At 68.1% G+C, this 23,761-nt stretch carries 22 protein-coding genes and 1 tRNA gene; 14 read left to right on the top strand and 9 right to left on the bottom strand.

The window, feature by feature from the left end; genetic code table 11:
* Positions 1–22 precede the first annotated feature (22 nt).
* The 7 genes from pgsA (at position 23) to EHW97_RS06570 (ending at position 3,897) form a co-directional block, all read left to right on the top strand.
* Positions 23–619 carry a CDP-diacylglycerol--glycerol-3-phosphate 3-phosphatidyltransferase gene (pgsA, locus tag EHW97_RS06600; RefSeq protein ID WP_124236369.1) on the top strand — a complete coding sequence of 199 codons (597 nt, stop codon included), beginning with the start codon at positions 23–25 and terminating at the stop codon, positions 617–619.
* Positions 616–1,110 (top strand): CinA family protein, encoded by a 495-nt coding sequence (locus EHW97_RS06595; RefSeq protein ID WP_124236368.1) that lies wholly within the window; start codon positions 616–618, stop codon positions 1,108–1,110. The genes pgsA and EHW97_RS06595 overlap by 4 nt, the downstream gene beginning before the upstream one ends.
* A gap of 37 nt (positions 1,111–1,147) precedes the next feature.
* The gene (locus EHW97_RS06590) at positions 1,148–1,444 is read left to right on the top strand and encodes a helix-turn-helix transcriptional regulator (protein WP_124236367.1); all 297 of its coding nucleotides are present in this window, start codon (positions 1,148–1,150) and stop codon (positions 1,442–1,444) included.
* The gene (locus EHW97_RS06585; protein WP_124236366.1) at positions 1,444–1,638 is read left to right on the top strand and encodes a DUF3046 domain-containing protein; all 195 of its coding nucleotides are present in this window, start codon (positions 1,444–1,446) and stop codon (positions 1,636–1,638) included. The genes EHW97_RS06590 and EHW97_RS06585 overlap by 1 nt, the downstream gene beginning before the upstream one ends.
* A 175-nt stretch (positions 1,639–1,813) precedes the next feature.
* A complete protein-coding gene (gene recA, locus EHW97_RS06580; RefSeq protein WP_124236365.1) occupies positions 1,814–2,899 on the top strand; it encodes a recombinase RecA in 1,086 nt (361 codons plus the stop codon).
* Positions 2,899–3,414, top strand: a complete 516-nt coding sequence (locus EHW97_RS06575; RefSeq protein WP_124236364.1) for a regulatory protein RecX — start codon at positions 2,899–2,901, stop codon at positions 3,412–3,414. The genes recA and EHW97_RS06575 overlap by 1 nt, the downstream gene beginning before the upstream one ends.
* 21 nt (positions 3,415–3,435) lie before the next feature.
* Complete coding sequence (locus EHW97_RS06570) at positions 3,436–3,897, top strand: hotdog fold domain-containing protein (protein WP_124236363.1); 462 nt, start codon at positions 3,436–3,438, stop codon at positions 3,895–3,897.
* Between the two features lie 6 nt (positions 3,898–3,903).
* On the opposite strand, the gene EHW97_RS06565 is transcribed toward EHW97_RS06570, so the two are convergent.
* The 4 genes from EHW97_RS06565 to EHW97_RS06550 form a co-directional block, all read right to left on the bottom strand.
* Positions 3,904–4,743, bottom strand: coding sequence for an amino acid ABC transporter permease (locus tag EHW97_RS06565; protein ID WP_124236362.1), 840 nt, complete (start codon positions 4,741–4,743; stop codon positions 3,904–3,906).
* The gene (locus tag EHW97_RS06560; protein ID WP_124236361.1) at positions 4,743–5,387 is read right to left on the bottom strand and encodes an amino acid ABC transporter permease; all 645 of its coding nucleotides are present in this window, start codon (positions 5,385–5,387) and stop codon (positions 4,743–4,745) included. Before EHW97_RS06560 ends, EHW97_RS06565 begins: the two co-directional genes overlap by 1 nt.
* A gap of 71 nt (positions 5,388–5,458) precedes the next feature.
* Entirely contained in the window at positions 5,459–6,349 is an 891-nt protein-coding gene (locus EHW97_RS06555) for a glutamate ABC transporter substrate-binding protein (protein ID WP_124236360.1), read from the bottom strand.
* A 19-nt stretch (positions 6,350–6,368) separates the two neighbouring features.
* Positions 6,369–7,097: an amino acid ABC transporter ATP-binding protein gene (locus tag EHW97_RS06550; RefSeq protein ID WP_133424837.1), complete on the bottom strand. Its 729-nt coding sequence runs from the start codon at positions 7,095–7,097 to the stop codon at positions 6,369–6,371.
* A gap of 341 nt (positions 7,098–7,438) precedes the next feature.
* Between EHW97_RS06550 and miaB the strand changes: the two genes are divergently transcribed.
* The 4 genes from miaB to pyk all read left to right on the top strand — a co-directional run bounded on the left by miaB (position 7,439) and on the right by pyk (position 16,634).
* Complete coding sequence (gene miaB / locus EHW97_RS06545) at positions 7,439–8,923, top strand: tRNA (N6-isopentenyl adenosine(37)-C2)-methylthiotransferase MiaB (protein ID WP_124236358.1); 1,485 nt, start codon at positions 7,439–7,441, stop codon at positions 8,921–8,923.
* Positions 8,924–9,078: 155 nt separating this feature from the next.
* Positions 9,079–13,614, top strand: coding sequence for a glutamate synthase large subunit (gene gltB, locus EHW97_RS06540; protein WP_243696325.1), 4,536 nt, complete (start codon positions 9,079–9,081; stop codon positions 13,612–13,614).
* Positions 13,607–15,070: a glutamate synthase subunit beta gene (locus EHW97_RS06535; RefSeq protein WP_124236357.1), complete on the top strand. Its 1,464-nt coding sequence runs from the start codon at positions 13,607–13,609 to the stop codon at positions 15,068–15,070. Before gltB ends, EHW97_RS06535 begins: the two co-directional genes overlap by 8 nt.
* Before the next feature lie 106 nt (positions 15,071–15,176).
* The gene (gene pyk / locus EHW97_RS06530) at positions 15,177–16,634 is read left to right on the top strand and encodes a pyruvate kinase (RefSeq protein WP_124236356.1); all 1,458 of its coding nucleotides are present in this window, start codon (positions 15,177–15,179) and stop codon (positions 16,632–16,634) included.
* Between the two features lie 354 nt (positions 16,635–16,988).
* On the opposite strand, the gene EHW97_RS06525 is transcribed toward pyk, so the two are convergent.
* Positions 16,989–17,071: transfer RNA gene (locus EHW97_RS06525), tRNA-Leu, on the bottom strand.
* A 32-nt stretch (positions 17,072–17,103) separates the two neighbouring features.
* Here EHW97_RS06525 and EHW97_RS06520 point away from each other — a divergent pair.
* The 3 genes from EHW97_RS06520 to EHW97_RS06510 all read left to right on the top strand — a co-directional run bounded on the left by EHW97_RS06520 (position 17,104) and on the right by EHW97_RS06510 (position 19,507).
* The gene (locus EHW97_RS06520; protein ID WP_279432304.1) at positions 17,104–17,709 is read left to right on the top strand and encodes an ANTAR domain-containing response regulator; all 606 of its coding nucleotides are present in this window, start codon (positions 17,104–17,106) and stop codon (positions 17,707–17,709) included.
* A 138-nt stretch (positions 17,710–17,847) separates the two neighbouring features.
* Positions 17,848–19,107 carry an ABC transporter substrate-binding protein gene (locus EHW97_RS06515; RefSeq protein ID WP_124236355.1) on the top strand — a complete coding sequence of 420 codons (1,260 nt, stop codon included), beginning with the start codon at positions 17,848–17,850 and terminating at the stop codon, positions 19,105–19,107.
* Positions 19,108–19,231: 124 nt separating this feature from the next.
* Entirely contained in the window at positions 19,232–19,507 is a 276-nt protein-coding gene (locus tag EHW97_RS06510; RefSeq protein WP_124236354.1) for a hypothetical protein, read from the top strand.
* 56 nt (positions 19,508–19,563) lie between these two features.
* Here the strand turns inward: EHW97_RS06510 and EHW97_RS06505 are convergent, their stop codons facing one another.
* The 4 genes from EHW97_RS06505 to EHW97_RS06490 are packed head-to-tail and all read right to left on the bottom strand — an operon-like array spanning position 19,564 to position 23,550.
* A complete protein-coding gene (locus tag EHW97_RS06505; RefSeq protein ID WP_124236353.1) occupies positions 19,564–20,349 on the bottom strand; it encodes an ABC transporter ATP-binding protein in 786 nt (261 codons plus the stop codon).
* Positions 20,342–21,256 carry an ABC transporter ATP-binding protein gene (locus tag EHW97_RS06500; RefSeq protein ID WP_124236352.1) on the bottom strand — a complete coding sequence of 305 codons (915 nt, stop codon included), beginning with the start codon at positions 21,254–21,256 and terminating at the stop codon, positions 20,342–20,344. Before EHW97_RS06500 ends, EHW97_RS06505 begins: the two co-directional genes overlap by 8 nt.
* Positions 21,246–22,235, bottom strand: a complete 990-nt coding sequence (locus tag EHW97_RS06495; protein WP_124236351.1) for a branched-chain amino acid ABC transporter permease — start codon at positions 22,233–22,235, stop codon at positions 21,246–21,248. Before EHW97_RS06495 ends, EHW97_RS06500 begins: the two co-directional genes overlap by 11 nt.
* A gap of 4 nt (positions 22,236–22,239) precedes the next feature.
* A complete protein-coding gene (locus EHW97_RS06490; protein WP_208001923.1) occupies positions 22,240–23,550 on the bottom strand; it encodes an ABC transporter permease subunit in 1,311 nt (436 codons plus the stop codon).
* Between the last annotated feature and the right edge of the window lie 211 nt (positions 23,551–23,761).

Raw genomic sequence — 23,761 nt, 5'->3', positions numbered from 1 at the left:
GCGGTGGCCCATACTGAACGTCATGGACGACAAGGCTGCCGCACCGAGCAACCTCAACATCGCCAACGTTCTCACGGTCATCCGCATCCTCGGAGTGCCGCTGTTCGGGTGGCTGTTGCTCGTCGACGGCGGCCAGGACGAGTCGATGCGGCTGTGGTCGTGGCTGGCTTTCGTGCTGCTCATGGCGACCGACAAGGTCGACGGCGACATCGCGCGCAAGCGCGGTCTGGTCACCGACTTCGGGCGCATCGCCGATCCGATCGCCGACAAGGCGCTGACCGGCATGGCCTTCGTGGGACTGTCCATCATCGGCCTGCTGTGGTGGTGGGTCACGATCCTGGTGCTCGTCCGTGAGTGGGGCATCACCCTCATGCGCTTCTTCATGGTGCGTCGTGGGGTCGTGATGCCGGCCAGCCGGGGCGGCAAACTCAAGACCGTGCTGCAGGCCTTCGCCATCGGCGGCTACCTGCTGCCCTTCGAGCTGTGGGACAACGTCGTGGCCGAGGCGGCCCGCTGGCTCACGCACGGCCTCATGGCCGCAGTCGTCGCGGTCACCGTCGTGACCGGCGTCCAGTACGTCATCGAGGCCCGTCAGCACGCCAAGGAGCCGATGCGGTGACGGTCGCCCGCGCCGTGATCGAGGCGCTGCGAGCGCAAGGAGCGACGGTCGCGACGGGGGAGTCGCTGACGGGCGGTCTGGTGTGCGCCGCCCTCGTCGACGTTCCCGGCGCCTCCGACGTGGTCCGCGGAGGAATCGTCGCCTACCAGGCGGAACTGAAGACGGTGCTGCTGGACGTCCCTGCCGGTCTGATCGCCGACCGCGGCACCGTCGACCCCGACGTGGCTGCCGCACTTGCTCGCGGAGCGCGGTCGCGGTGCGCCGCGACCTACGGCGTGAGTACGACCGGCGTCGCCGGCCCGGGGCCGTCGGAGGGGAAGCCCGAGGGAACCGTCTACGTAGCGGTGGCGGGCCCGGGCGATGACACGCATGTCGAGGAGCTGGCTCTCGACGGCGACCGCGACGCGGTCCGCCGCGGCGCGGTTGCCGCCGCGCTGTCGGCATTGGCCGGTAGGCTGAGAAGGGAAGAAACCGACACCGGAACGCGTTGAGACCGGTGATGAGGCACGAGAAAGAGGGTGGCGCGCGATGACCACGATGCGACAGCTCGTCGGCGAAGTCCTGCGCGCCCGCCGGCTGGCCAAAGGACTCACGCTGCGCGACGTCTCCGGCAAGGCCCGCGTCAGCCTCGGGTACATCTCCGAGGTGGAGCGCGGTCAGAAGGAGCCCAGCTCCGAGCTTCTCGCGGCGCTCGCTGCCGCACTCGACGTCCCGCTGAGCAAGGTGCTGCTCGACGTCAGCGCGCTCATGGAACTCGAAGAAGCCGCCGAGCTGGCGAGCGTCTCCTCCATCGCCCCGGGCGAAGTCGAGGCCTCCGCGGCGTGATGCGGCACAGCGAATTCTGGGCCCGGATGGAGCATCATCTCGGCGCCTCCTATGCCGCATCCTGGGCGAGCCAGCAGTCGATCGCCTCGCTCGGCGACCGTACGGTCGACGAGGCGCTCGACGCCGGGGTGCCGCCGCAACAGGTGTGGCGTGCGGTGCACGCCGTACTGGAGCTTCCCGCCTCCGAACGCTGACACGACTCGGCGTGTCGGCCTCGTATCGAACACCTGTTCGTACTACTGTGGTGCACAGGTCGGACGAGGAAGAGCAGCTTTCCACAGACCGGGTCGAGCAGGCCCGACGTGTCAGTGGGTTCTTCTAACGTCGAAGATGGCCCGCCACCCACGACAAGAACAGGAACCGCCTCTCATGGCCAAGAACGCTCCCTCACCGCGTGTCACTGCTGCTGCCGCCGGCGACAAGGACAAGGCTCTCGACAACGCAATCGCACAGATCTCGCGGTCCTACGGCAACGGTGCCGTCATGCGTCTGGGTGATCAGACCCGCGCGCCGATCGAGGTCATCCCCACCGGCGCCGTCGCGCTCGACGTCGCGCTCGGCATCGGCGGGCTCCCACGCGGACGCATCGTCGAGATCTACGGTCCGGAGTCATCCGGTAAGACCACCGTGGCGCTGCACGCGGTCGCCAACGCCCAGCGCAACGGGGGAGTGGCCGCCTTCATCGACGCCGAGCACGCCCTCGACCCCGAGTACGCTCGCAAGCTCGGTGTCGACACCGACGCGCTCCTGGTCTCCCAGCCCGACTCCGGCGAGCAGGCACTCGAGATCGCCGACATGCTCGTGCGCTCCGGCGCCCTCGACATCATCGTCATCGACTCCGTCGCCGCGCTCGTGCCGCGCGCCGAGATCGACGGCGAGATGGGTGACAGCCACGTCGGTCTGCAGGCGCGTCTCATGAGCCAGGCACTCCGCAAGATGACCGGCGCCATCAACGGCTCGGGCACCACGGCGATCTTCATCAACCAGCTGCGCGAGAAGATCGGCGTGATGTTCGGCTCGCCCGAGACCACCACCGGCGGTAAGGCGCTCAAGTTCTACGCATCGGTTCGCATGGACGTGCGCCGTATCGAGACGCTCAAGGACGGCACCGACATGGTCGGTAACCGGACCCGGGTCAAGGTCGTCAAGAACAAGCTCGCCCCGCCGTTCAAGCAGGCCGAGTTCGACATCATGTACGGCCAGGGCATCAGCCGTGAGGGCAGCCTGATCGACCTCGGTGTCGAGGCCGGTTTCGTCCGCAAGGCGGGTGCTTGGTACACCTACGAGGGCGATCAGCTCGGCCAGGGCAAGGAGAACGCGCGAAACTTCCTGCGCGACAACCCCGACCTGGCCAACGAGCTCGAGAAGCGCATCAAGGAGAGCCTCGGGGTCGGCGCACAGGTCGACGAGCCTGCCCCCGACGATGATGGCGACCTCTCCGCCGCCGACTTCTGATGGCACCGCGGACTGCCGAGGGACTGTCCGGGCTGGCTCTCGAGGAATTCGCCCGGACGGTGGCCCTCGACCGGCTCACTGACCGCGACCGCAGCCGTGCCGACCTCGCGCAGGCGATGGCCAAGAAGGCCGTCCCCGCCGAGGTCGCCGCGGCGGTGCTCGATCGGCTCGAGGCCGCCGGCCTCGTCGACGACGAGCGCTTCGCGCGGTCCTGGGTGCAGTCCCGTCAACGGGTCAAGGGCCTGGCGGCTCCCGTCCTCGCCATGGAGTTGCGGCGTCAGGGCGTCGACGACGAACTCGCGCGGCGGGTGCTGGAGGAGGAGACCGACGCCGACGCCGAGCGCGAGGCCGCGCATCGGCTCGTGCAGCGCAAGCTCCGCAGTCTCCGGGGCCTCGACCCGTCGGTTCAGGTACGTCGCCTCACCGGGATGCTCGCCCGTAAGGGTTACGCGCCTCAGGTCGCGTTCGACGTCGTCCGCGCCGAACTCGATGCGGACGTCGAACTAGCCGACTGAGCCAGGCACTACGCTCTGGGCATGAGTTCCACCCTCGGTCTCTACCGTCGCGTGACCCGGTTGCCGTACGGTGACCGCATCTTCTCGCGCATGTTCAGTCTCAAGGCGCCCTACTTCGCGACGGTGCGCCCGCAGGTGACGGCGATGCGGCCGCACTTCGCCGAGGTCGCCATCGCCAAGCGACGCCGCGTGCACAACCACATCGGAACGGTCCACGCGATCGCGGTGTGCAACGGCTTGGAAGCGGCGATGGGGCTGCTCGCCGAAGCGACCGTGCCGGCCGGCCATCGGTGGCTGCCCAAGGGGATGGAGGTCGACTACCTGGCGAAGTCGACGTCGGACCTGGTGTGTCGGGCCGAGACCACGCCGGCCGACTGGGAGGGTGCGCCGGACGTCCCGGTCACGGTGACGGCGACCCGCGACGACGGAACCGTCGTCGTGCGCGGCGTGATCCGGCTGTGGGTCACGCCGCGCACGACCTGAGGCGCGTCAGGGCTTCTCGGCCACGCCCGGGTTCTTCTGCAGCGACTGGGCGGGACGGGCACCCGTGATGTGCTTCTCCGCCCAACGACCCAGAGCGGTCAGCAGCAGGTTCAGCACGATGTACAGCAGTGCGAGCACCAGCGCGGTCGCCAGACGGTTGTCGAACGTCCGCCAGATGTCGCGGCCGATCGTGGTGAGTCCGGGCGCCAGAATGTAGTAGCCGAGGCTGGTGTCCTTGAGCGCCACGACACACTGGCTGATAATCGCCGGCGTCATGATCTTGATCGCCTGCGGGAGCTGCACGATCCGCATGACCGCCGACTTGCGCAGTCCGATCGCGTAGGCCGCCTCGACCTGGCCCCTTGGGACCGCGTTGATCCCCGCTCGGAAAGTCTCGGCGAGGACGGAACCGTTGTAGAGGATCAGACCGATCACGAGGGGCGCGATCGTCCCGAGCTGCGTCTCGAAGGCGTAGAACCAGATGAAGATGATCAGCAGCAGCAGCGGCACCGCGCGGAAGAACTCCACGACGACCCACGCGACCCAGCGGACGGGTGCGTGATCGGAGAGCTTCGCTGTCCCGAACACGAGGCCGAAGACGAGAGCCCCGGCGATCGACAGCACCGCGATCCACAACGTCTGGAGCATGCCCTCGGCGAGCAGGCTGATGAAGCGCGGGGTGTAGAACACCTCCCACTTCTCGGCCGTCAACTGGTCCTCGGCCCACAACTTCCAGACGATGAGAGCGAGCACCGCGATGACGCCGATGATCGTGAGGATGCCGAACAGGCGGTGCCGGGCCTGCGCTTTGGGGCCAGGCGCGTCATAGAGGACTGTCGAACTCATCAAGCCACCGCCCATCGACGTTCGAACGCCGAGGCGACCCACGAGATCACCGCGACGATGAGGATGTAACCGAGCGAGATACCCAGGAAGATCTGGATCATCTGCGAGGCGTAGTCATTGAACAGACCGCGCATGCGGAAGGTCGCCTCGGCGATACCGAAGGTGGCCGCGAGCGAGGTGTTCTTCGTCAGCGCGATGTAGACACTCGCCATGGGCGGGACGACCAGGCGGAACGCCTGCGGCAGCACGATGTGCCGCATCGACTGCGTGAACGGCATACCGATGGCGCGCGCCGCCTCCGCCTGTCCGAGCGGAACGCCGTTGAAGCCCGAACGAATGGCCTCGGCCACGAAGGCGGCCGTGTAGGTGCCCATCGCGAGGCTGATGTTGATGAAGAAGCCGAAGTCGATGCCGATCTCGGGCAGCCCGTAGTAGGCGATGAGGATCAGCACCAGCAGGGGAGTGTTACGGAAGATCGTGACGTAGAACGCACCCACGCCGCGCAGGATGGGCACCGGGCTGACGCGGGCGAGCGCCACCAGGGTGCCCACGACGAGCGCCAGCGCGCCGGACACCCCGAGCAACCGCAGCGTCTCGCCGAAGCCGCGCAGGATGTTGACGTAGTTGTCGGTCAGCCAGTCCATGGATCACCTCCTCGACAGTCATGCGTGGGCTGGGGCGGGAAGGCTCCCGCCCCAGCCCACCGGAACGAACGTTAGGACTGGCAGGGATCCAGCGCCGGCGGATCGCCCGCCTCGCTGCCGCCCTTGCCGAGCGTCGCGTCGAACGCCGACTCCCAGTCGCCGTCCTCGAACGCGGAGGTCAGCGAGTCGTTGATGAACTCGCACAGCTCCGGGTAATCCTTGCTGTAGCCGATGCCGTAACGCTCCTCGGAGAAGGGCTCGCCGACGACCTTGAGCTGGCCCTCGTTCTCGGCGGCGTAGCCGAGCAGGATGGCCGCGTCGGTCGTCACCGCGTCGACCGAACCGTTGAGGAGCTGGTCGACGCACTCGGAGTAGGTGTCGAAGCCGGCCGGGGTCGCGCCGTACTCCTCCTCGATCAGCTTGATCGGGGTCGAGCCGGTGACCGAGCAGACCTTCTTGCCCTCGAGGTCGTCGGGACCGTTGATCGAATCGTCGTCGGCGGCCACGAGCAGGCTCTGGCCGGTGACGTAGTACGGACCGGCCTGGCCGACGACCTGACGGCGATCGTCGGTGATGGAGTAGGAGGCGATCACGAAATCGACGGTGCCGTTCTGCAGGAACTGCTCCCGGTTGGCCGAAATCGTCTCGACCCACTCGATCTTGTCGGCCTCGATGCCCAGCTTGGCGGCGAGGATCTTGCCGATCTCGGGGTCGAAGCCGGTGGGCTCGTCGGACCCGGCCGCGCGGAAGCCGATGCCGGGCTGGTCGAACTTGACGCCGATCTTGACGGTGCCCTGCTCGTTCAACTCCGCCATGCGGGTGCCGTCGTCGAAGGTGACGTCCTCGACCTCGTAGCCGGGCGCGTCCGAGCTGTCGTCGGTCGAACCGGCGTCACCGCACGCGGCCAGGGTGAGCGCCGCGACGGCGGCGACCGCTGCCCAGCGGGCCTTGATGGATGTCATGTGCTGTTCCTCCTGGGACTCAGTGCTTGAGGATCTTGCCGAGGAAGTCCTTGGCGCGATCGCTCTGGGGGTTGGTGAAGAACTCCTCGGGCGTGTTCTCCTCGACGATGCGGCCGTCGGACATGAACACGACCCGATCGGCCGCGGTGCGGGCGAAGCCCATCTCGTGCGTCACCACGATCATCGTCATGCCGCCCTTGGCAAGGTCGATCATCGTGTCGAGGACCTCTTTGATCATCTCCGGGTCGAGCGCCGACGTGGGCTCGTCGAAGAGCATGACCTTGGGGTCCATCGCCAGCGCGCGGGCGATCGCCACGCGCTGCTGCTGACCACCGGACAACTGGGCGGGGAGCTTGCCGGCCTGCGCCTCGACGCCGACGCGCTCGAGGAGCTCGTGGGCGCGCTTCTCGGCATCGGCCTTCTTGACGCCGCGGACCTTGATCGGACCGAGAGTGACGTTCTCGAGGACCGTCTTATGGGCGAAGAGGTTGAAGGACTGGAAGACCATGCCGACGTCGGCGCGCAGCTCGGCGAGCTGTTTGCCTTCGGCAGGGAGCTTCTTGCCGTCGACCTCGATCGTGCCCTCGTCGATCGTCTCGAGACGGTTGATCGTCCGGCAGAGCGTGGACTTGCCCGATCCGGACGGACCGATGACCACGACGACCTCGCCGGGGGCCACCTCGAAGTCGATGTCCCGCAGCACGTGCAGCTCACCGAACCACTTCTGGACCCCGCGCATGGCCACCATGGGCGTAGCTGTGTCGACCATGGGCCCTAGCCAATCGGAACCGGCGAAGGAGTGCAACGTCGCCACCCCCGTGGCGACCGGCCGTTACCGAAACGTAATCGCTCGGAGGCGCGAGCGACACGTCATCGCGAGGGCGAAGACCTCCACGTCGGGACCGCGCCGGCAAGCAGGCCGGCACCGAGGAAACCGAGCAGCGAACAGGGCGAGCCTGCACGCGAGCCCCGCACTCAAGGTCGCGGCCACGACCTCCTGCCAACGCTGCTCCTTGGTCCTCGGCTCCGCTGCCCGTACGCGGCACGGGCGCCAGGGTAATGGTGGAGGCGGCGTATCCTGGTCGGGTTATGGCGAAGACGTATGAGGTGCGCACGTACGGGTGCCAGATGAACGTCCACGACAGCGAGCGTCTGTCGGGACTGCTGGAGACCGCGGGTTACGAGCCGGTCCAGCAGGGGACGACTCCCGATCTCGTCGTCTTCAACACCTGCGCGGTGCGGGAGAACGCCGACAACAAGCTGTACGGCAACCTCGGTCACGTCGCCAGCGTGAAGGCGCAGAACCCCGGCATGCAGATCGCCGTGGGCGGCTGCCTGGCGCAGAAGGACAAGGAGACCATCACCCGCCGTGCGCCGTACGTCGACGTGGTCTTCGGAACGCACAACATCGGCTCGCTGCCGGTGCTTCTCGAGCGCGCCCGCATCGAAGCCGAGTCGCAGGTCGAGATCCTCGACGCCCTCGAGGTGTTCCCGTCGACGCTGCCGACCAAGCGCGACTCCGTGTTCGCGGCGTGGGTCTCGATCAGCGTCGGGTGCAACAACACCTGCACGTTCTGCATCGTGCCGAGCCTGCGCGGCAAGGAGAAGGACCGCCGTCCGGGCGACATCCTCGCCGAGATCGAGGCCCTCGTGGCCGACGGCGTCGTCGAGGTGACGCTGCTCGGCCAGAACGTCAACAGCTACGGCGTCGAGTTCGGCGACCGTCAGGCGTTCTCCAAGCTGCTGCGCGCCTGCGGTGAGATCGAGGGTCTCGAGCGGGTGCGATTCACCAGCCCGCATCCGCGTGACTTCACTGACGACGTCATCGCCGCGATGGCCGAGACCCCCAACGTCATGCCGCAGTTGCACATGCCGCTTCAATCCGGCTCCGACCGTGTCCTCAAGGCGATGCGGCGCTCGTATCGCCGTGACAAGTTCCTCGGCATCCTCGAGCGCGTTCGATCGGCGATGCCCGAGGCGGCCATCACCACCGACATCATCGTCGGCTTCCCCGGTGAGACCGAGGAGGACTTCCAGCAGACGCTCGAGGTGGTGCGTGAGGCGCGGTTCAGCAGCGCCTTCACGTTCCAGTACTCGCAGCGGCCCGGCACTCCTGCCGCCGACTTGCCCGACCAGCTGCCCAAGGCGGTCGTGCAGGAGCGGTACGAGCGGCTCGCGACCTTGGTCGACGAGGTCGCGTGGGCGGAGAGCCGCCGGCTCGAGGGCCAGGTGGTCGAGCTGCTCGTAGCGGACAAGTCCCATGCCGGCGGCCGCAAGGACGCGGAGACGCAGCGGCTCAGTGGTCGCGCCCGTGACAACCGGCTCGTCCACTTCGCGCCCGGCGATCACGAGGTGCGTCCCGGCGACATGGTCATCACCCGCGTCACCCACGCGGCACCGCACCACCTCGTCGCCGACGACGCGCCACTGGAAGTGCGGCGCACCCGCGCCGGCGACGCGTGGGAGGCGCGCCAGGGCAAGACCGACGTGCGGCCCGGCGCGGTGGGCCTCGGGATGCCGAGCGTCGGTGTCCCGGCACCTCTCCCGCCGGCCCCGTCCTGCTCGCTGACCTGACCCCTCGGCACGTCCTGGGCCGCCCCCGACTGAACAGCCGCCCCAGCCTCCTCGTGTAGACTGTGTCTGCTGTCCGTGGCCAACGTCGTCCCCGGTGCCCAGCACCGAGCACAGCGCATCTCCCTGCATCTCCTGACGACGTGAGGACGGTTCCTGTGACCCGTGGCTTCTCATCGCTTCCCGCAGCGCAAGGTCTGTACGATCCGCAGTTCGAGCACGACGCCTGTGGCGTCGCGTTCGTCGCGACCCTGACCGGCGAGGCGAGCCATACGATCGTGGCGCAGGGCCTCACCGCCCTGCGCAACCTCGATCACCGCGGCGCCGTCGGCGGCGAGCCCACGACCGGCGACGGCGCGGGCATCCTGATCCAGACCCCGGACCGCTTTTTGCGCGCCGTCGGTCCCGACCTGCCCGCGCTGGGCACCTACGCCGCCGGCATGGCGTTCCTGCCGGTGGGCGATGTCGACGGGGCCAAGGTCGCCGTCGAGCGCATCGCCGACGAGGAAGGACTCGTCGTGCTCGGGTGGCGCGAAGTGCCGACCCAGCCGGACATCCTCGGCACGATGGCGCACTCGGCCATGCCGGCGTTCGAGCTGTGCTTCGTCACCACCAAGGACGGCTCCCGTTCGGGCGTCGAACTCGACCGGCTGACGTACGCGCTCAACAAGCGCTCCCACCACGAGGCGGGCGTGTACTTCCCGTCGTTGTCCAGCCGCACGCTCGTCTACAAGGGCATGCTGACGACCGACCAGCTCGAGGAGTTCTTCCCCGACCTGCTCGACGAGCGGATGGAGTCGGCGCTCGCGATCGTGCACAGCCGGTTCTCCACCAACACGTTCCCGAGCTGGCCGCTGGCCCACCCGTTCCGCTACATCGCGCACAACGGCGAGATCAACACGGCCCGCGGCAACCGCAACTGGATGCGGGCGCGCGAGGCGCTGCTGGAGAGCGACCTCATCCCCGGCGACCTCACGCGGCTGTTCCCGATCTGCAGCCCTGACGGCTCCGACACCGCGTCCTTCGACGAGGTGCTCGAGCTCCTCCACCTCGGTGGCCGTTCGCTCCCGCACGCCGTGATGATGATGGTCCCCGAGGCGTGGGAGAACGACGCCGAGATGGACCCCGCGCGTCGCGCGTTCTACGAGTTCCACTCCACGGTCATGGAGCCGTGGGACGGTCCCGCCTGCATCTGCTTCACCGACGGCACGCAGATCGGCGCCCTGCTCGACCGCAACGGTCTGCGCCCGGGTCGCTACTGGGTGACCGAGGACGGGCTCGTCGTGCTCGCGTCCGAGGCCGGCGTCCTCGACATCGACCCCAAGACGATCGTCCGCAAGGGCCGCCTCGAGCCCGGCAAGATGTTCCTGCTCGACCTCGACGAGCACCGCATCATCGAGGACGAGGAGATCAAGAGCCAGTTGGCTCAGGAGCACCCCTACGAGGAGTGGCTGTACTCCGGGCTCGTGCGCTTCGAGGATCTCCCCGACCTGGAGCACATCGTGCACACGCACGCCTCGGTCACCCGGCGCCAGCAGGTGTTCGGGTACACCGAGGAGGAGGTGCGCCGGCTTCTGGCGCCCATCGCCCGCACGGGCGCCGAGGCCATCGGCTCCATGGGCACCGACACGCCCATCGCCGCGCTCTCGGATCGTCCCCGCCAACTGTTCGACTACTTCTCCCAGCTGTTCGCGCAGGTCACCAACCCGCCGCTCGACGCCATCCGCGAGGAGGTCGTCACCTCGCTCGCCGGCACGATCGGCCCGGAGCGAAACCTCCTCGCGCCGAGCCCGGCCAGCTGCCGCATGCTGCAGCTGCCGTTCCCCGTCATCGACAACGACGAGCTGGCCAAGATCCGCCACATGAACCGTGACGGCGACATGCCCGGGTTCTCCGTCCACGTGGTGCGCGGCCTGTACGACGTGCATGGCGGCGGAGACGCGCTGCGCGCCAAGATCGACGAGATCTGCGCGGACGTCTCCGACGCGATCGTCAACAAGGGCGCGCGCATCATCGTGCTCTCGGACCGGCACAGCAACGCCGATCTGGCCCCCATCCCGTCGCTGCTGCTGACCGGCGCGGTGCACCACCACCTCGTGCGCGAGAAGCTGCGGACGCAGGCCGGTCTGCTGGTCGAGGCGGGCGACGTGCGCGAAGTGCACCACGTCGCGCTGCTCATCGGCTACGGCGCCACTGCGGTGAACCCGTACCTCGCGCTGGAGACGGCGGAGGACCTCGCTCGCGAGGGCGTGTACGTCGAGGGCATCGAGCCGCAGCAGGCGGCGCGCAACATCGCGTACGGCCTCGGCAAGGGCGTCCTGAAGGTCATGAGCAAGATGGGCGTCTCCACCGTCGCGTCGTACACGGGCGCGCAGATCTTCGAGGTCGTGGGCCTCTCCCACGAGGTCGTCGACCGCTACTTCACCGGCACGGCGAGCAAGCTCGGCGGCGTCGGGCTGGACGTCCTCGCAGAGGAGGTCCGCGCCCGTCACCTCAAGGCGTACCCCACCATGGGCATCGTCGGCTCGAGCCGCCAGCTCGAGGTCGGCGGCGAGTACCAGTGGCGCCGTCAGGGACCCGAGCACCTCTTCGACCCCGAGACGGTGTTCCGCCTGCAGCACTCCACGCGCACCGGCCGCTACGACATCTTCAAGAAGTACACGCAGCGCGTCGACGAGCAGAGCGAACGGCTCATGACGCTGCGCGGCCTCTTCCGGTTCAAGGAGGGGGAGCGCCAGCCCGTCCCGATCGACGAGGTCGAGCCGGTCAGCGAGATCGTCAAGCGCTTCTCGACCGGCGCGATGTCGTACGGCTCGATCAGCCAGGAGGCGCACGAGACCCTCGCGATCGCGATGAACCGTCTCGGCGGCAAGTCGAACACCGGCGAGGGTGGCGAGGACCCGGACCGTCTCTACGATCCGGAGCGCCGCTCGGCCATCAAGCAGGTCGCCTCCGGACGCTTCGGTGTGACCAGCGAGTACCTGTCGAACGCCGACGACATCCAGATCAAGATGGCGCAGGGCGCGAAGCCCGGCGAGGGCGGACAGCTGCCCGGACCGAAGGTCTACCCGTGGGTGGCCAAGACGCGACACTCCACGCCGGGGGTCGGCCTCATCAGTCCGCCGCCGCACCACGACATCTACTCGATCGAGGACCTCAAGCAGCTCATCCACGATCTGAAGAACGCCAACCCGTCGGCACGCGTCCACGTCAAGCTCGTCTCCGAGGTCGGCGTCGGCACGGTCGCGGCCGGTGTCTCGAAGGCCAAGGCCGACGTCGTGCTGATCTCCGGTCACGACGGCGGCACCGGCGCCTCTCCGCTCACGTCGCTCAAGCACGCGGGCGGTCCGTGGGAGCTCGGCCTGGCCGAGACGCAGCAGACGCTGTTGCTCAACGGCCTGCGCGACCGCATCGTCGTGCAGTGCGACGGACAGCTCAAGACCGGGCGCGACGTCGTCATCGCCGCGCTGCTCGGTGCTGAGGAGTTCGGCTTCGCGACGGCTCCGCTGGTGGTGAGCGGCTGCATCATGATGCGCGTCTGCCACCTCGACACCTGCCCGGTCGGCGTCGCGACGCAGAACCAGTCGCTGCGCGAGAAGTACTCGGGCAAGGCGGAGTACGTGGTGAACTTCTTCGAGTTCATCGCGCAGGAGGTGCGCGAGCACCTGGCCGCGCTCGGCTTCCGCTCGATCGACGAGGCCGTCGGCCACGTGGAGGCGCTCGACGTCTCGCAGGCCGTCGACCACTGGAAGGCCAGCAGCCTCGACCTGTCGCCGATCTTCTTCCAGCCCGAGCTGCCCGAGGGCGCGTCGCTGCGCTGCACCACCTCCCAGGACCACGCCCTGGACAAGGCGCTCGACCGTGAGCTCATCGCGCTCAGCGCCGATGCGCTCGAACGCGGCGAGCCGGTGCGCGCCCAGGTCGAGATCCGCAACGTCCACCGCACCGTGGGCACGATGCTCGGTCACGAGGTGACCAAGCGCTACCGCGGTGAGGGACTGCCCGAGAACACCATCGACCTGACCTTCCTCGGCTCGGCGGGCCAGTCGTTCGGCGCATTCGTGCCGCGCGGCATCACGCTGCGGCTCGAGGGCGACGGCAACGACTACGTCGGCAAGGGTCTGTCCGGTGGCCGCATCATCGTGCGTCCGCCGCGCGAGGCGCAGTACGTGGCCGAGGAGCAGATCGTCGCCGGCAACGTCATCGGCTTCGGCGCGACGTCGGGCGAGCTCTTCCTGCGCGGACGCGTGGGCGAGCGCTTCTGCGTCCGCAACTCCGGTGCGACCGCGGTCGTCGAAGGCGTCGGCGACCACGCGCTCGAATACATGACCGGAGGCCGGGCCGTCATCCTCGGCCCCACCGGCCGCAACGTCGCCGCCGGAATGAGCGGCGGACAGGCGTACGTGCTGGACCTCGATGAAGATCTCGTCAACCCCGAGATGGTGGAGGTTCGCACCGTTCCCGAGGACGCCGCCCGCTGGCTGCGCGAGATCGTGCAGCGGCACGCGGAGGAGACCGGCTCCACGGTCGCCGAGGCGCTGCTGCGGGACTGGAACGCCGCCCTGCCGCGCTTCCGCGAGATCATGCCCGTCAACTACCGCATGGTGCTCGAGGCGCGCGACGCCGCCGAGGCCGAAGGCCTCACCGAAGAACAGACGACCGCACGCATGATGGAGGTGGCCGCTCGTGGCTGATCCCCGTGGCTTCATGACCACCCCGCGCCAAGTGGCCGAGCGTCGCCCGGTCGAGGAGCGGGTCAAGGACTGGAAGGAGGTGTACCCCGGCGGTCCGGGGCGCGCCCTCCTGCCGATCATCACCGAGCAGGCCGGACGCTGCATGGACTGCGGCATCCCGTTCTGCCACCAGGGCTGCCCGCTGGGCAACCTGATCCCGGAGTGGAACGACCTGGTCTGGCGCGACGACTGGGACGACGCGATCGAGCGGCTCCACGCGACGAACAACTTCCCGGAGTTCACCGGGCGGCTGTGCCCCGCTCCGTGCGAGACCTCCTGCGTCGTCGGCATCAACCGCGATCCGGTGACGATCAAGAACGTCGAGGTGTCGATCATCGACAAGGCCTGGGAGGACGACAACGTCAAGCCGCAGCCGCCCGAGTGGCTCACCGGCAAGACGGTCGCGGTCGTCGGGTCCGGGCCTGCGGGTCTCGCCGTGGCGCAGCAGCTGACCCGGGCGGGTCACACCGTCGCGGTCTACGAGCGTGACGACAAGCCCGGGGGACTCCTGCGCTACGGCATCCCCGAGTTCAAGATGGAGAAGGTGCAGGTCGACCGCCGCATCCAGCAGATGCAGCGCGAGGGCACCGTCTTCCGTACGGGCGTGCAGGTGGGGGAGAAGCTCACCGGTGCCCAGCTCAAGGAGCGTTACGACGCGGTCGTGCTCGCGATCGGCGCGACGGTCCGACGGGACCTGCCGATCCCGGGCCGCGAGCTGGCCGGCATCCACCAGGCGATGGAGTACCTTCCGCAGGCCAACCGCGTCGCGGTGGGCGAGGAGGTCCCCGACCAGATCGTGGCGACCGGCAAGGACGTCGTCATCATCGGTGGCGGTGACACCGGTGCGGACTGCCTCGGCACGGCCATCCGCCAGGGTGCCAAGTCCGTGACGAGCCTGGAGATCATGCCGCAGCCCGGCGAGGACCGCCCGGAGAACCAGCCGTGGCCGACCTATCCGATGATCTACCGGATCGCCTCCGCCCACGAGGAGGGCGGCGAGCGCCTGTACGCGGTCTCGACCAAGGAGTTCCTCGGCGAGGACGGCCACGTGTCGGGTCTTCGCCTCAGCGAGGTCGAGATGCGCGACGGCAAGTTCGAGGAGGTGCCGGGCACCGAGCGGGTGCTCCCGGCGCAGCTCGTGCTCTTCGCGATGGGCTTCACGGGGCCGCAGCGCGAGGGCCTCGTCGAGCAGCTGGGGCTGGAGCTGGACCAGCGCGGCAACGTCGTCCGCGACGCCAACTTCATGTCGAGCGTGGAGGGCGTCTTCGTCGCGGGTGACTGCGGGCGTGGACAGTCGCTCATCGTGTGGGCCATCGCCGAGGGTCGCTCGGCGGCGTCCGGTGTCGACGCGTACCTCACGGGTTCGTCGACGCTGCCGCGTCCGGTCAAGCCGACCGATCGGCCGATGACGGTCTGAGTCGTCGGCACACGTGACGGCGGGCTCTGGGTCGAAAGGCCTGGGGCCCGCCGTTCGCGTCGAGCCGGACTCGCGAGTAGCTTCTGCGCGCCACTAGGCTGGAGGCGTGCGTAGAGCCAAGATCGTCTGCACCCTCGGACCGGCCACTGACACTGCTGAGCGCATCCTCGAACTCGCCATCGCGGGCATGGATGTCGCGCGGCTCAATATGAGCCATGGCGACCAGGATGAGCAGCTCAAGCGACTGGAGCGCGTCCGCCGGGCCGCCGAAGCGACGGGCAAGGCCATCGCCGTGCTCGCCGACCTCCAGGGTCCCAAGATCCGGCTCGGCCGCTTCAAGGACGGACCGTATGAGCTCAAGTACGGCGACACCTTCACCATCACCACCGACGACGTCGTCGGTGACCAGACCCGGGCGTCGACGACGTTCAAGGGTCTGCCCGGAGACGTCGCTCCCGGCGACGAGATCCTCATCGACGACGGGCGCGTGCGCTTGCGTGCCACCGAGGTGACCGACACGGACGTCGTCACGACCGTCGAGGTGCCGGGCCCGGTGAGCAACAACAAGGGCATCAACCTCCCCGGCGTCAACGTCAGCGTTCCGGCGCTCAGCGAGAAGGACGTCGACGACCTGCGGTTCGCGCTGCGCGCCGGCGTGGACTTCATCGCGTTGTCGTTCGTGCGCAATGCCGCCGACGCCGAGGACGTGCGCCGGATCATGGCCGAGGAGGACGTGTTCGTCCCCGTCATCGCCAAGATCGAGAAGCCCCAGGCGGTCGAGAACCTCGACGACATCATGGACGCCTTCGACGGCTTCATGGTCGCTCGCGGTGACCTCGGCGTCGAGCTCCCGCTCGAGGACGTGCCGCTCGTGCAGAAGCAGATCATCGAGAAGGCTCGCCGCAACGCCAAGCCGGTGATCGTCGCGACGCAGATGCTCGAGTCGATGATCTCCGCGCCCCGTCCGACCCGCGCCGAGGCCTCGGACGTCGCCAATGCGGTGCTCGACGGCGCGGACGCGGTCATGCTCTCGGGCGAGACGAGCGTCGGCCAGTTCCCGGTCCAGACCGTCAAGATCATGTCGCGCATCATCGCGTCGACCGAGGATCACGGTCTTCCGCGGATGGCGGCCTACACGTGGAAGGCGCGCACGAAGCGCGGCATCATCTGCCGCGCCGCTGCCGAGGTCGCCGAGGCGGTGCAGGCCGAGTACGTCGTGGCCTTCACCACCAGCGGCGACACCGCGCAGCGCATGGCGCGCTACCGCTCGTACATCCCGGTCATCGCGTTCACGCCGCACGAGAAGGTGCGCAACCAGCTCGCGCTGACCTGGGGCGTCGAGACCTTCCGGGTTCCCGAGGTCCGGCACACCGACCAGATGGTGCTGCAGGTCGACCGCGCGCTGCTGGAGATCGGCAAGTGCGCCGAGGGCACCAACGTCGTCATCGTCGCCGGCGCCCCTCCGGGCATCCCCGGCTCGACCAACGCGCTGCGCGTCCACCAGATGGGCGATGCGATCAACAAGGTCGTCCCGGCCTACGAGCTCGACGAAACCCCGAGCTGACCCGCGGCCGCCCTCTCGCAACCTGCGCGGGTCGCCAGCCCTCGCGACTTCTGGCCAGTTGTGGCCCTTTTCCGGGCTGGATCAGGGCCACAACGTGCCAGAAGTTGAGGGAGTGGCGCCGCAGCTTCCGCCATACGAGATCAGCGGGGCGGATTACCAGGTGACGTGGGTTTCTCGTCACTCCTCCGGGTGAGTTCACCTGGAGAAGTGCGAGAAACCCACGGGGAGACAACGAGGGTCGCGGCGGAACGCGCGTGCCCACGCAACGGTGCCGGCAAGGCCGGCCCGCGGCTCCGCCGGTAGATCGGTCGCCTGGCCCCGGATCTCACGCGCCGAGTTCGGCCGCGTGGGACGTGCCGGGTGCGGGATTCGAACCCGCACGCCCTTGCGGACAATGGTTTTTGAGACCATCGCGTCTACCATTCCGCCAACCCGGCTCGCACCCTAGGTGCGGCGATAACCTTACGGGGTGACTTCCCAGACGAATGCCCCGACCCCTCCGCGCGTCGTGATCGCCGAGGACGAGGCACTCATCCGCATGGACATCGCCGAGATGCTCGCCGAAGAGGGCTATGAGGTCGTGGGGCAGGCCGCCGACGGTGAACAGGCGGTCGCTCTCGCGATGGAACATCGCCCCGACCTCGTCGTCATGGACGTCAAGATGCCCAAGCTCGACGGTATCGCCGCGGCATCCCAGATCGCCCGCGCGCGCATCGCTCCGGTCGTCATGCTGACCGCGTTCAGCCAGCGCGAGCTGGTCGAGCGCGCACGCGAGGCCGGCGCGATGGCCTATCTCGTCAAGCCGTTCACGCCCTCGGACCTGGTTCCCGCGATCGAGATGGCCCGGAGCCGGTTCGCCGAGATCGCCCACCTGGAGGCCGAGGTCAGCGATCTGTCCGAGCAGTTGGCGGCACGCAAGGCCGTGGAGCGGGCCAAGTCGGTCCTGCAGTCCACGCTCGACCTGAGCGAGCCGGATGCGTTCCGCTGGATCCAGAAGACGGCGATGGATCTCCGGCTGTCGATGCGTCAGGTGGCCGAGGCCGTGATCGAGCAGGGGCCGTCGCTTGGGCGCTGAGTGTGTCGTCGATTACAACTTGACTACGAAACACAGCAATCACGCAGGAGTGCGCCCAACGTCACAAAAGCGCATTAGATTTTCTCCAACGCGTGCGGGATACCTGCCTGCGCGCCGTATCACTCACACGGAGGATTGATGAAGCGCACACGCAACACGCTGCGCCTTGCCGCCGTGGCCAGCGCGAGTGCTCTCGTGCTGGCTGCCTGCGGTGGCGGTGGCGGCAGTGACGACGAAGCCGGTGACAGCACCGAGATCCCCGAGGGCGACGGTGTCCTGACCATCGGCGCGCTGTTGCCTCAGACGGGTGACCTCGCATTCCTCGGCCCTCCGGAATTCGCGGGCGTCGACCTCGCGATCCAGGAGATCAACGAGGCGGGCGGCGTCCTCGGCCAGGAAGTCAAGGGCGTCAAGGCCGACTCCGGTGACGGCACCCCCAATATCGCACCCGGCGAAACCGACAAGCTGCTCAACGCCAACGCGGACGTCATCGTCGGCGCGGCGGCCTCGGGCGTCTCGCTCGCGGTGATCGACAAGATCGTCGGCGCCGGCGTCTTGCAGATCTCGCCGGCCAACACCTCGACGACCTTCGACGAGTATGACGACAAGGGCCTGTACTTCCGCACCGCCCCGTCCGACATCCTCCAGGGTGCGGTGATGGCGAACCTGCTGGCCGAGGACGGCGCGCAGAACGTCGCCATCCTCGCCCGTCAGGATGCCTACGGCGAGGCGCTCTCGGACCAGATCGAGAAGGTCTTCACCGATGCCGGCGGCGAGGTGGGCGCGAAGGTGCTCTACGACGCCAACGCCTCGACCTTCGGTTCGGAGATCCAGGAGGTCGCCAACGCCAAGCCCGACGCGGTGGTCCTGGTCGCCTTCAACGAGACGACCAAGATCATCCCCGAGCTGATCAGCGCTGGTGTCGGCCCGCAGGACGTGCAGACCTACTTCGTCGACGGCAACACGGCCGACTACAGCGGTGATCTTCCCCCGGGCACGCTCGAGGGCGTCCGTGCGACCTACCCCGGTGCCGAGCTCAGCGATGACCTGCGGCAGCGACTGCTGAGCGTCGACCCGAACCTCGACAGCTTCACCTACGGTCCGGAGTCCTACGACGCCACGATCCTGGTGGCGCTGGCCGCGATCGCCGCGGAGAACGACTCGGGCCAGGCCATCGCGTCGAAGATGCAGGACGTCTCCTCGGGCGGTACCAAGTGCACGACGTTCGCTGAGTGCAAGGAGCTGCTCGAGCAGGGCGAGGACATCGATTACGACGGTGTCTCCGGCCCGATCGAGTTCGGCGACACAGGTAGCCCGACCGCTGCGTCGATCGGTATCTACCAGTACAAGGCCGACAACACGTTCGAGCCAGTGGAGTTCAAGGAAGGTCAGATCTGACCGGACCCACTCCGCATGAGCGATCGCCCCGGGCCTCGGCCCGGGGCGATCGTCGTCGCGGCGGGCGTCGAACGCATCGGCGGCCGCCCTGGCTAAGGTGAGCGGAACGACAGGAGGTGGGCCAGTGTTCTCAACGGCCAAGGGTCTCGTGGCCTCGGGCGTACTCGTCCTCGCCGTCACAGCAATCGGGCGAGCGTCATACAGCGCCGTCCTCTCCTGGTTGACTCAACTGCTCGCTGCGGGCGAGCAGCGAGTCACCGACACTGCGATCGTCCTGCCCGACGTCCTTCTCAGCTTCGGCGCACCGTTCGGCGCCGCCCTGGTCGCCGCGGGCTTGGTCGTCAGAGCGCTCTCACCGGCCAGCGGCGCCGATGTGCACTCGCGTCCCGCCGGGAACTGAACCGCGACGAGGGCCCCGGGAGCATGGCTCCCGGGGCCCTCGTGCGCTGCTACGGCTCAGCCGGCGTCGCGCTGCCCGAGCGTGCCGAGATAGAGCTCGATGACCTTGGGATCGTCGGCCAGTTCGCGGCCCGTGCCGGTGTAGGCGTTGCGGCCCTGGTCGAGAACGTAGCCACGGTCGCAGATCTGCAGGCAACGACGTGCGTTCTGCTCGACCATGACCACCGAGACCCCGGCGCGATTGATGTTGCGCGTCTGGACGAAGACCTCGTCCTGGAGCACGGGGGAGAGCCCGGCGGACGGCTCGTCGAGCAGGAGCACCGACGGGTCCATCATGAGCGCCCGGCCCATCGCCACCATCTGCCGCTCGCCGCCGGAGAGCGACCCGGCGCGCTGCTTGCGCCGCTCGCCCAACCGCGGGAACAGGTCGGTGACGAAGTCGAATCGCTCGGCGAACCTCTTGGGCTGCTGGTAGCAGCCCATCTGCAGGTTCTCCTCGATGGTGAGGCTGGGGAACACGTTGTTGGTCTGGGGTACGAAACCGATGCCCTTGGTGACCAGCTGGTCGGCCCGCAGGTTCGTGATGTCCTCGCCCTTGAGCTGGACGGTGCCGGTGTGCACCGTCACGAGGCCGAAGAGCGCCTTGAGGAGGGTCGACTTGCCTGCGCCGTTCGGGCCGATGATGCCCACCAGTTCGCCGGGCTGGCAGTACAGGTCGGCGCCGTTGAGGATGTTGACGCCGGGCAGGTAACCGGCGATGAGGTTGTCCGCCCGCAGGATCGCGCCCTCCGCCGCGGCGAGGTGCGCCTCCCGCTCGGGGGTGGTGGTCGCGTTGTCAGTCATTCTTGGCCTCCTGGTCGAGCTCGGCCGTGGCCTCGGCCTCGATCCGGGCTTCGTCGAGCTCGCTGAGGTCTGCGTCGTGGTGGGCGCCGAGGTAGGCGTCGATGACCGCGGGGTCCGCCATGATCTGCTCGGGTCGCCCCTCCGCGACGATCTTGCCCTGCGCCATGACGATGACCCAGTCGGAGATGTCGCGGACCATGTCCATGTCGTGCTCGACGAAGAGGACGGTGCGACCCTCCTCGCGCAGCGACTTCACGTGCCCCAGCAGAGACTGCTTGAGCGCCGGGTTCACGCCGGCCATCGGCTCGTCGAGCATGATCAGCTCGGGGTCGACCATGAGCGCGCGCGCCATCTCGAGCAGCTTGCGCTGGCCGCCCGAGAGCGATCCGGCGAAATCCTCGCGTTTGGCGTCGAGCTTGAACCGCCGCAGCAGGTCGTCGGCGCGCTCGGTGTTGGCCTGCTCCTGAGCTCGCCACAGCGGCGGGAGCATCGACAACCAGAAGTGCTCGCCACGCTGCCCGGTCGCGCCGAGGCGCATGTTCTCGATCACGGTGAGCTTGGAGAGCACCTTGGTGAGCTGGAACGTGCGGACCATGCCGAGCCGGGCGACCTTGAACGCCGGGAGCCCGGCGAGTCGGTTCCCGTTGAAGGACCAGTCGCCCGCGTCCGGCTTGTCGAACCCGGTGAGCAGGTTGAACAGCGTGGTCTTGCCCGCGCCGTTCGGGCCGATCAGGGCGGTGATGACGCCACGCTGGATCTCGATGTGCTCCACGTCGACGGCGGTCAGGCCGCCGAAGGTGCGGGTGATGCCGTCGCCGACGACGATCGGGTCGGGTTTAGGGGCCCCGGGCGTGTTCGGCACCGAGGCGAGGGCCTCCCGGCCCTTCGCTGAGGTCTCAACGTCCATCGATCGCGATCTCCCTACGGTCTCCGAAGATGCCCTGTGGCCGGAAGATCATGAGTGCCATGAGCCCCGCGCCGACCAGGATGAAACGAACCAGGCTGGCCTGAATGTCGGACATGACCACGTCCGGGATCAGGTCGATGGACGCCGCGGAGCTGAAGAAGCCTCCGAGGAACGTCATGAGGAACCAGAAAATGATCGCACCGATGACCGGCCCCAGCACGCGGCCGGCGCCGCCGAGCAGGAGGGCGGTGTAGGCGAAGAAGGTGATGTCCGTGGCGTAGTCGGTGGGAATGACCGACTGCTGCTTGATCGCGAGCATGAAACCGGCCAGCGCACCGAACATGCCGCCGAGGATCAGCGCCTGCATCTTGTACGAGAACACGTTCTTGCCCAGCGAGCGCACGGCGTCCTCGTCCTCGCGGATCGACTTGAGGACACGGCCCCACGGGCTGCGCATGAGCGACCAGACGGCGAGGCAGCTCAGCGCCACGAGGAACCAGCCGACCGTGAACACCCACGCGTCGTTCGCGCTGAAGCTGAAGAGGCCGAAGTCGAGCCGGCTCGAATACGGGTTCATGTCATAGAAGGTGTTGGCGAACTGCTGGCGGCCGTTGCTGCCGCCGAACCAGTCCGACAACGTGACCGAGCCGAAGACGAGGCGGAGGATCTCCGCGCTCGCGATCGTCGCGATGGCCAGATAGTCGGCGCGCAGCCGGAGCGTCGGCACACCCAGGAGAAGGGCCAGCAGCAGCGCGGCGCCGAAGCCGATCGCGATGCCGACCCAGAACGGCAGCCCCCAGGTGGCCACACTGGCGGCCAGGCCGTAGGCGGCGACGGCCATGAAGCCCGCCTGACCGAAGTTGAGCAGTCCGGTGTACCCGAAGTGCACGTTCAGGCCGATGGCGGCCAAGGCGTAGACGATGGCATCGGGCCCGAGGGCCGAGGCCATGGCGTTCGAGAAGATCGATCCCCAGTCCATGTCGTCATCCGATCCGCTCGCGACGTCCGAGGATGCCCTGTGGCCTCACCAGAAGGATGAGGATGAGCACCAGCAACGCCGGGGTGTACTTGAGTTCTGCCGGGACGCCCAGCACGGGGGAGACCTCGACCATGATGCCGACGACCATGCTGCCGATGAGGGCGCCCCAGACGGTGCCGAGGCCGCCGAGGGTGACGCTCGCGAAGACCAGGAGCAGCATCTTGAAGCCCATCTGGAACTCCACCTGCTGGTCGACCGCGAGCAGGACGCCGGCCAGACCGGTCAGCGCGGTTCCGACGATCCACACCGAACCGATCACGCCGTCGACGCGCAGACCCGACGACGAGGCGAGAGCCGGGTTGTCCGCCACCGCGCGCGTCGCCTTGCCGAGGCGCGTGGTCATCAACGCGGCGCAGACCAGAGCGATCGCGACGAAGGCGATCGCCATGATCGCCATCTCCTTGGGCGCGAGCGAGATCGGACCGAGCGAGACGCGCTGCTGGGACACGTACTGCGAGAGCGACTTGGTGTTGCCGCCGAACACGTACTGGTAGACGTTGCGCAAGAAGAGCGCGAAACCGATCGAGACGATCATCATGGCGACCAGCCCGGTACCGCGCCTGCGCAGCGGCCGCCAGAGCCCGCGTTCCTGGACCCAGCCGAATCCGGCGGAGACGATGACGGTGAGGATGCCGGCGAGGACCACCGGCAGCCCGAGGCCGCGGTTGAAGCCGTAGACGACGAGGCCACCGAAGGTGATGAGCTCGCCGTGGGAGAAGTTGGTGAGGCCCGTCGTTCCGAAGACCATCGAGAGGCCGAGTGCGGCGAGACCGATGATGAGGCCGAACTTCACGCCCGACACGGCTCCGGTCATCAGTTTGCTGACGAAGCCGGCACCTGCGGCGCGCTCGTCGGCGATCGGGAACTGGACGCGCATGTCGCCGGAGATCACGACGTTGACGGTGCGCTCGTTACCTCCCTCGCCGCTGAGCTGGGTGTCCTCAGGAAGCGTGTCCTCGTCCACCGTCACGGTGTACGAACCGAGGCCGGGGATGGGGATGGACGCGCGGCCCTCCTCGTCGGTGGTTCCTTCGCCCACGGTTCCCGAGTCGTCCGACACCTCGATGTCGACATCGGGCACAGGCTTGCCGGACTCGCCGGCTTCGGTGCCTCGGGTGTCGATCAGGACGACGGTGATCGAGTTGTCCGAACTCTCGCTCGGCAGCGCGGCGGGCGATGTTCCATATGCGCCACCGGCACCGAGGAGGATCGCCCCCAGCATCAGTACGCATGCCGCAGCTAGTCGCTGTCGCACACACTTCTCCTGTGTCTCGTGTCCGGGCACGGTACTGCCCGCACGTTCCGCATGAGCATAGGTCTATTCGCGGCGGCTGTGCAGTAAACGCTGGTAACAGTTCGGTTTCATTCTTCGGACGTGACCGTCCGTCCCCAGGGACGGGGACGAGGGCTGTCCGACGGGCGGCGAGAAGGCGTACGCTGTGCCGTGGTCGGGGGGCTGGTAAGCG

The organism is Aeromicrobium camelliae (genome assembly GCF_003850045.1).
Lineage (GTDB): Bacteria > Actinomycetota > Actinomycetes > Propionibacteriales > Nocardioidaceae > Aeromicrobium > Aeromicrobium camelliae.
Note: the sequence above shows the minus strand (reverse complement) of the source record. Positions and strands in the feature narration are given on the sequence as shown.

Excerpts from the sequence above, each read along its gene's own strand:
- pgsA (WP_124236369.1), top strand. The coding sequence starts at position 23 with ATGGACGACAAGGCTGCCGCACCGAGCAACCTCAACATCGCCAACGTT.
- EHW97_RS06590 (WP_124236367.1), top strand. The coding sequence starts at position 1,148 with ATGACCACGATGCGACAGCTCGTCGGCGAAGTCCTGCGCGCCCGCCGG.
- EHW97_RS06585 (WP_124236366.1), top strand. The coding sequence starts at position 1,444 with ATGCGGCACAGCGAATTCTGGGCCCGGATGGAGCATCATCTCGGCGCC.
- recA (WP_124236365.1), top strand. The coding sequence starts at position 1,814 with ATGGCCAAGAACGCTCCCTCACCGCGTGTCACTGCTGCTGCCGCCGGC.
- EHW97_RS06575 (WP_124236364.1), top strand. The coding sequence starts at position 2,899 with ATGGCACCGCGGACTGCCGAGGGACTGTCCGGGCTGGCTCTCGAGGAA.
- EHW97_RS06570 (WP_124236363.1), top strand. The coding sequence starts at position 3,436 with ATGAGTTCCACCCTCGGTCTCTACCGTCGCGTGACCCGGTTGCCGTAC.
- EHW97_RS06565 (WP_124236362.1), bottom strand. The coding sequence starts at position 4,743 with ATGAGTTCGACAGTCCTCTATGACGCGCCTGGCCCCAAAGCGCAGGCC.
- EHW97_RS06560 (WP_124236361.1), bottom strand. The coding sequence starts at position 5,387 with ATGGACTGGCTGACCGACAACTACGTCAACATCCTGCGCGGCTTCGGC.
- EHW97_RS06555 (WP_124236360.1), bottom strand. The coding sequence starts at position 6,349 with ATGACATCCATCAAGGCCCGCTGGGCAGCGGTCGCCGCCGTCGCGGCG.
- EHW97_RS06550 (WP_133424837.1), bottom strand. The coding sequence starts at position 7,097 with ATGGTGGCCATGCGCGGGGTCCAGAAGTGGTTCGGTGAGCTGCACGTG.
- miaB (WP_124236358.1), top strand. The coding sequence starts at position 7,439 with ATGGCGAAGACGTATGAGGTGCGCACGTACGGGTGCCAGATGAACGTC.
- EHW97_RS06515 (WP_124236355.1), top strand. The coding sequence starts at position 17,848 with ATGAAGCGCACACGCAACACGCTGCGCCTTGCCGCCGTGGCCAGCGCG.
- EHW97_RS06505 (WP_124236353.1), bottom strand. The coding sequence starts at position 20,349 with ATGACTGACAACGCGACCACCACCCCCGAGCGGGAGGCGCACCTCGCC.
- EHW97_RS06500 (WP_124236352.1), bottom strand. The coding sequence starts at position 21,256 with ATGGACGTTGAGACCTCAGCGAAGGGCCGGGAGGCCCTCGCCTCGGTG.
- EHW97_RS06495 (WP_124236351.1), bottom strand. The coding sequence starts at position 22,235 with ATGGACTGGGGATCGATCTTCTCGAACGCCATGGCCTCGGCCCTCGGG.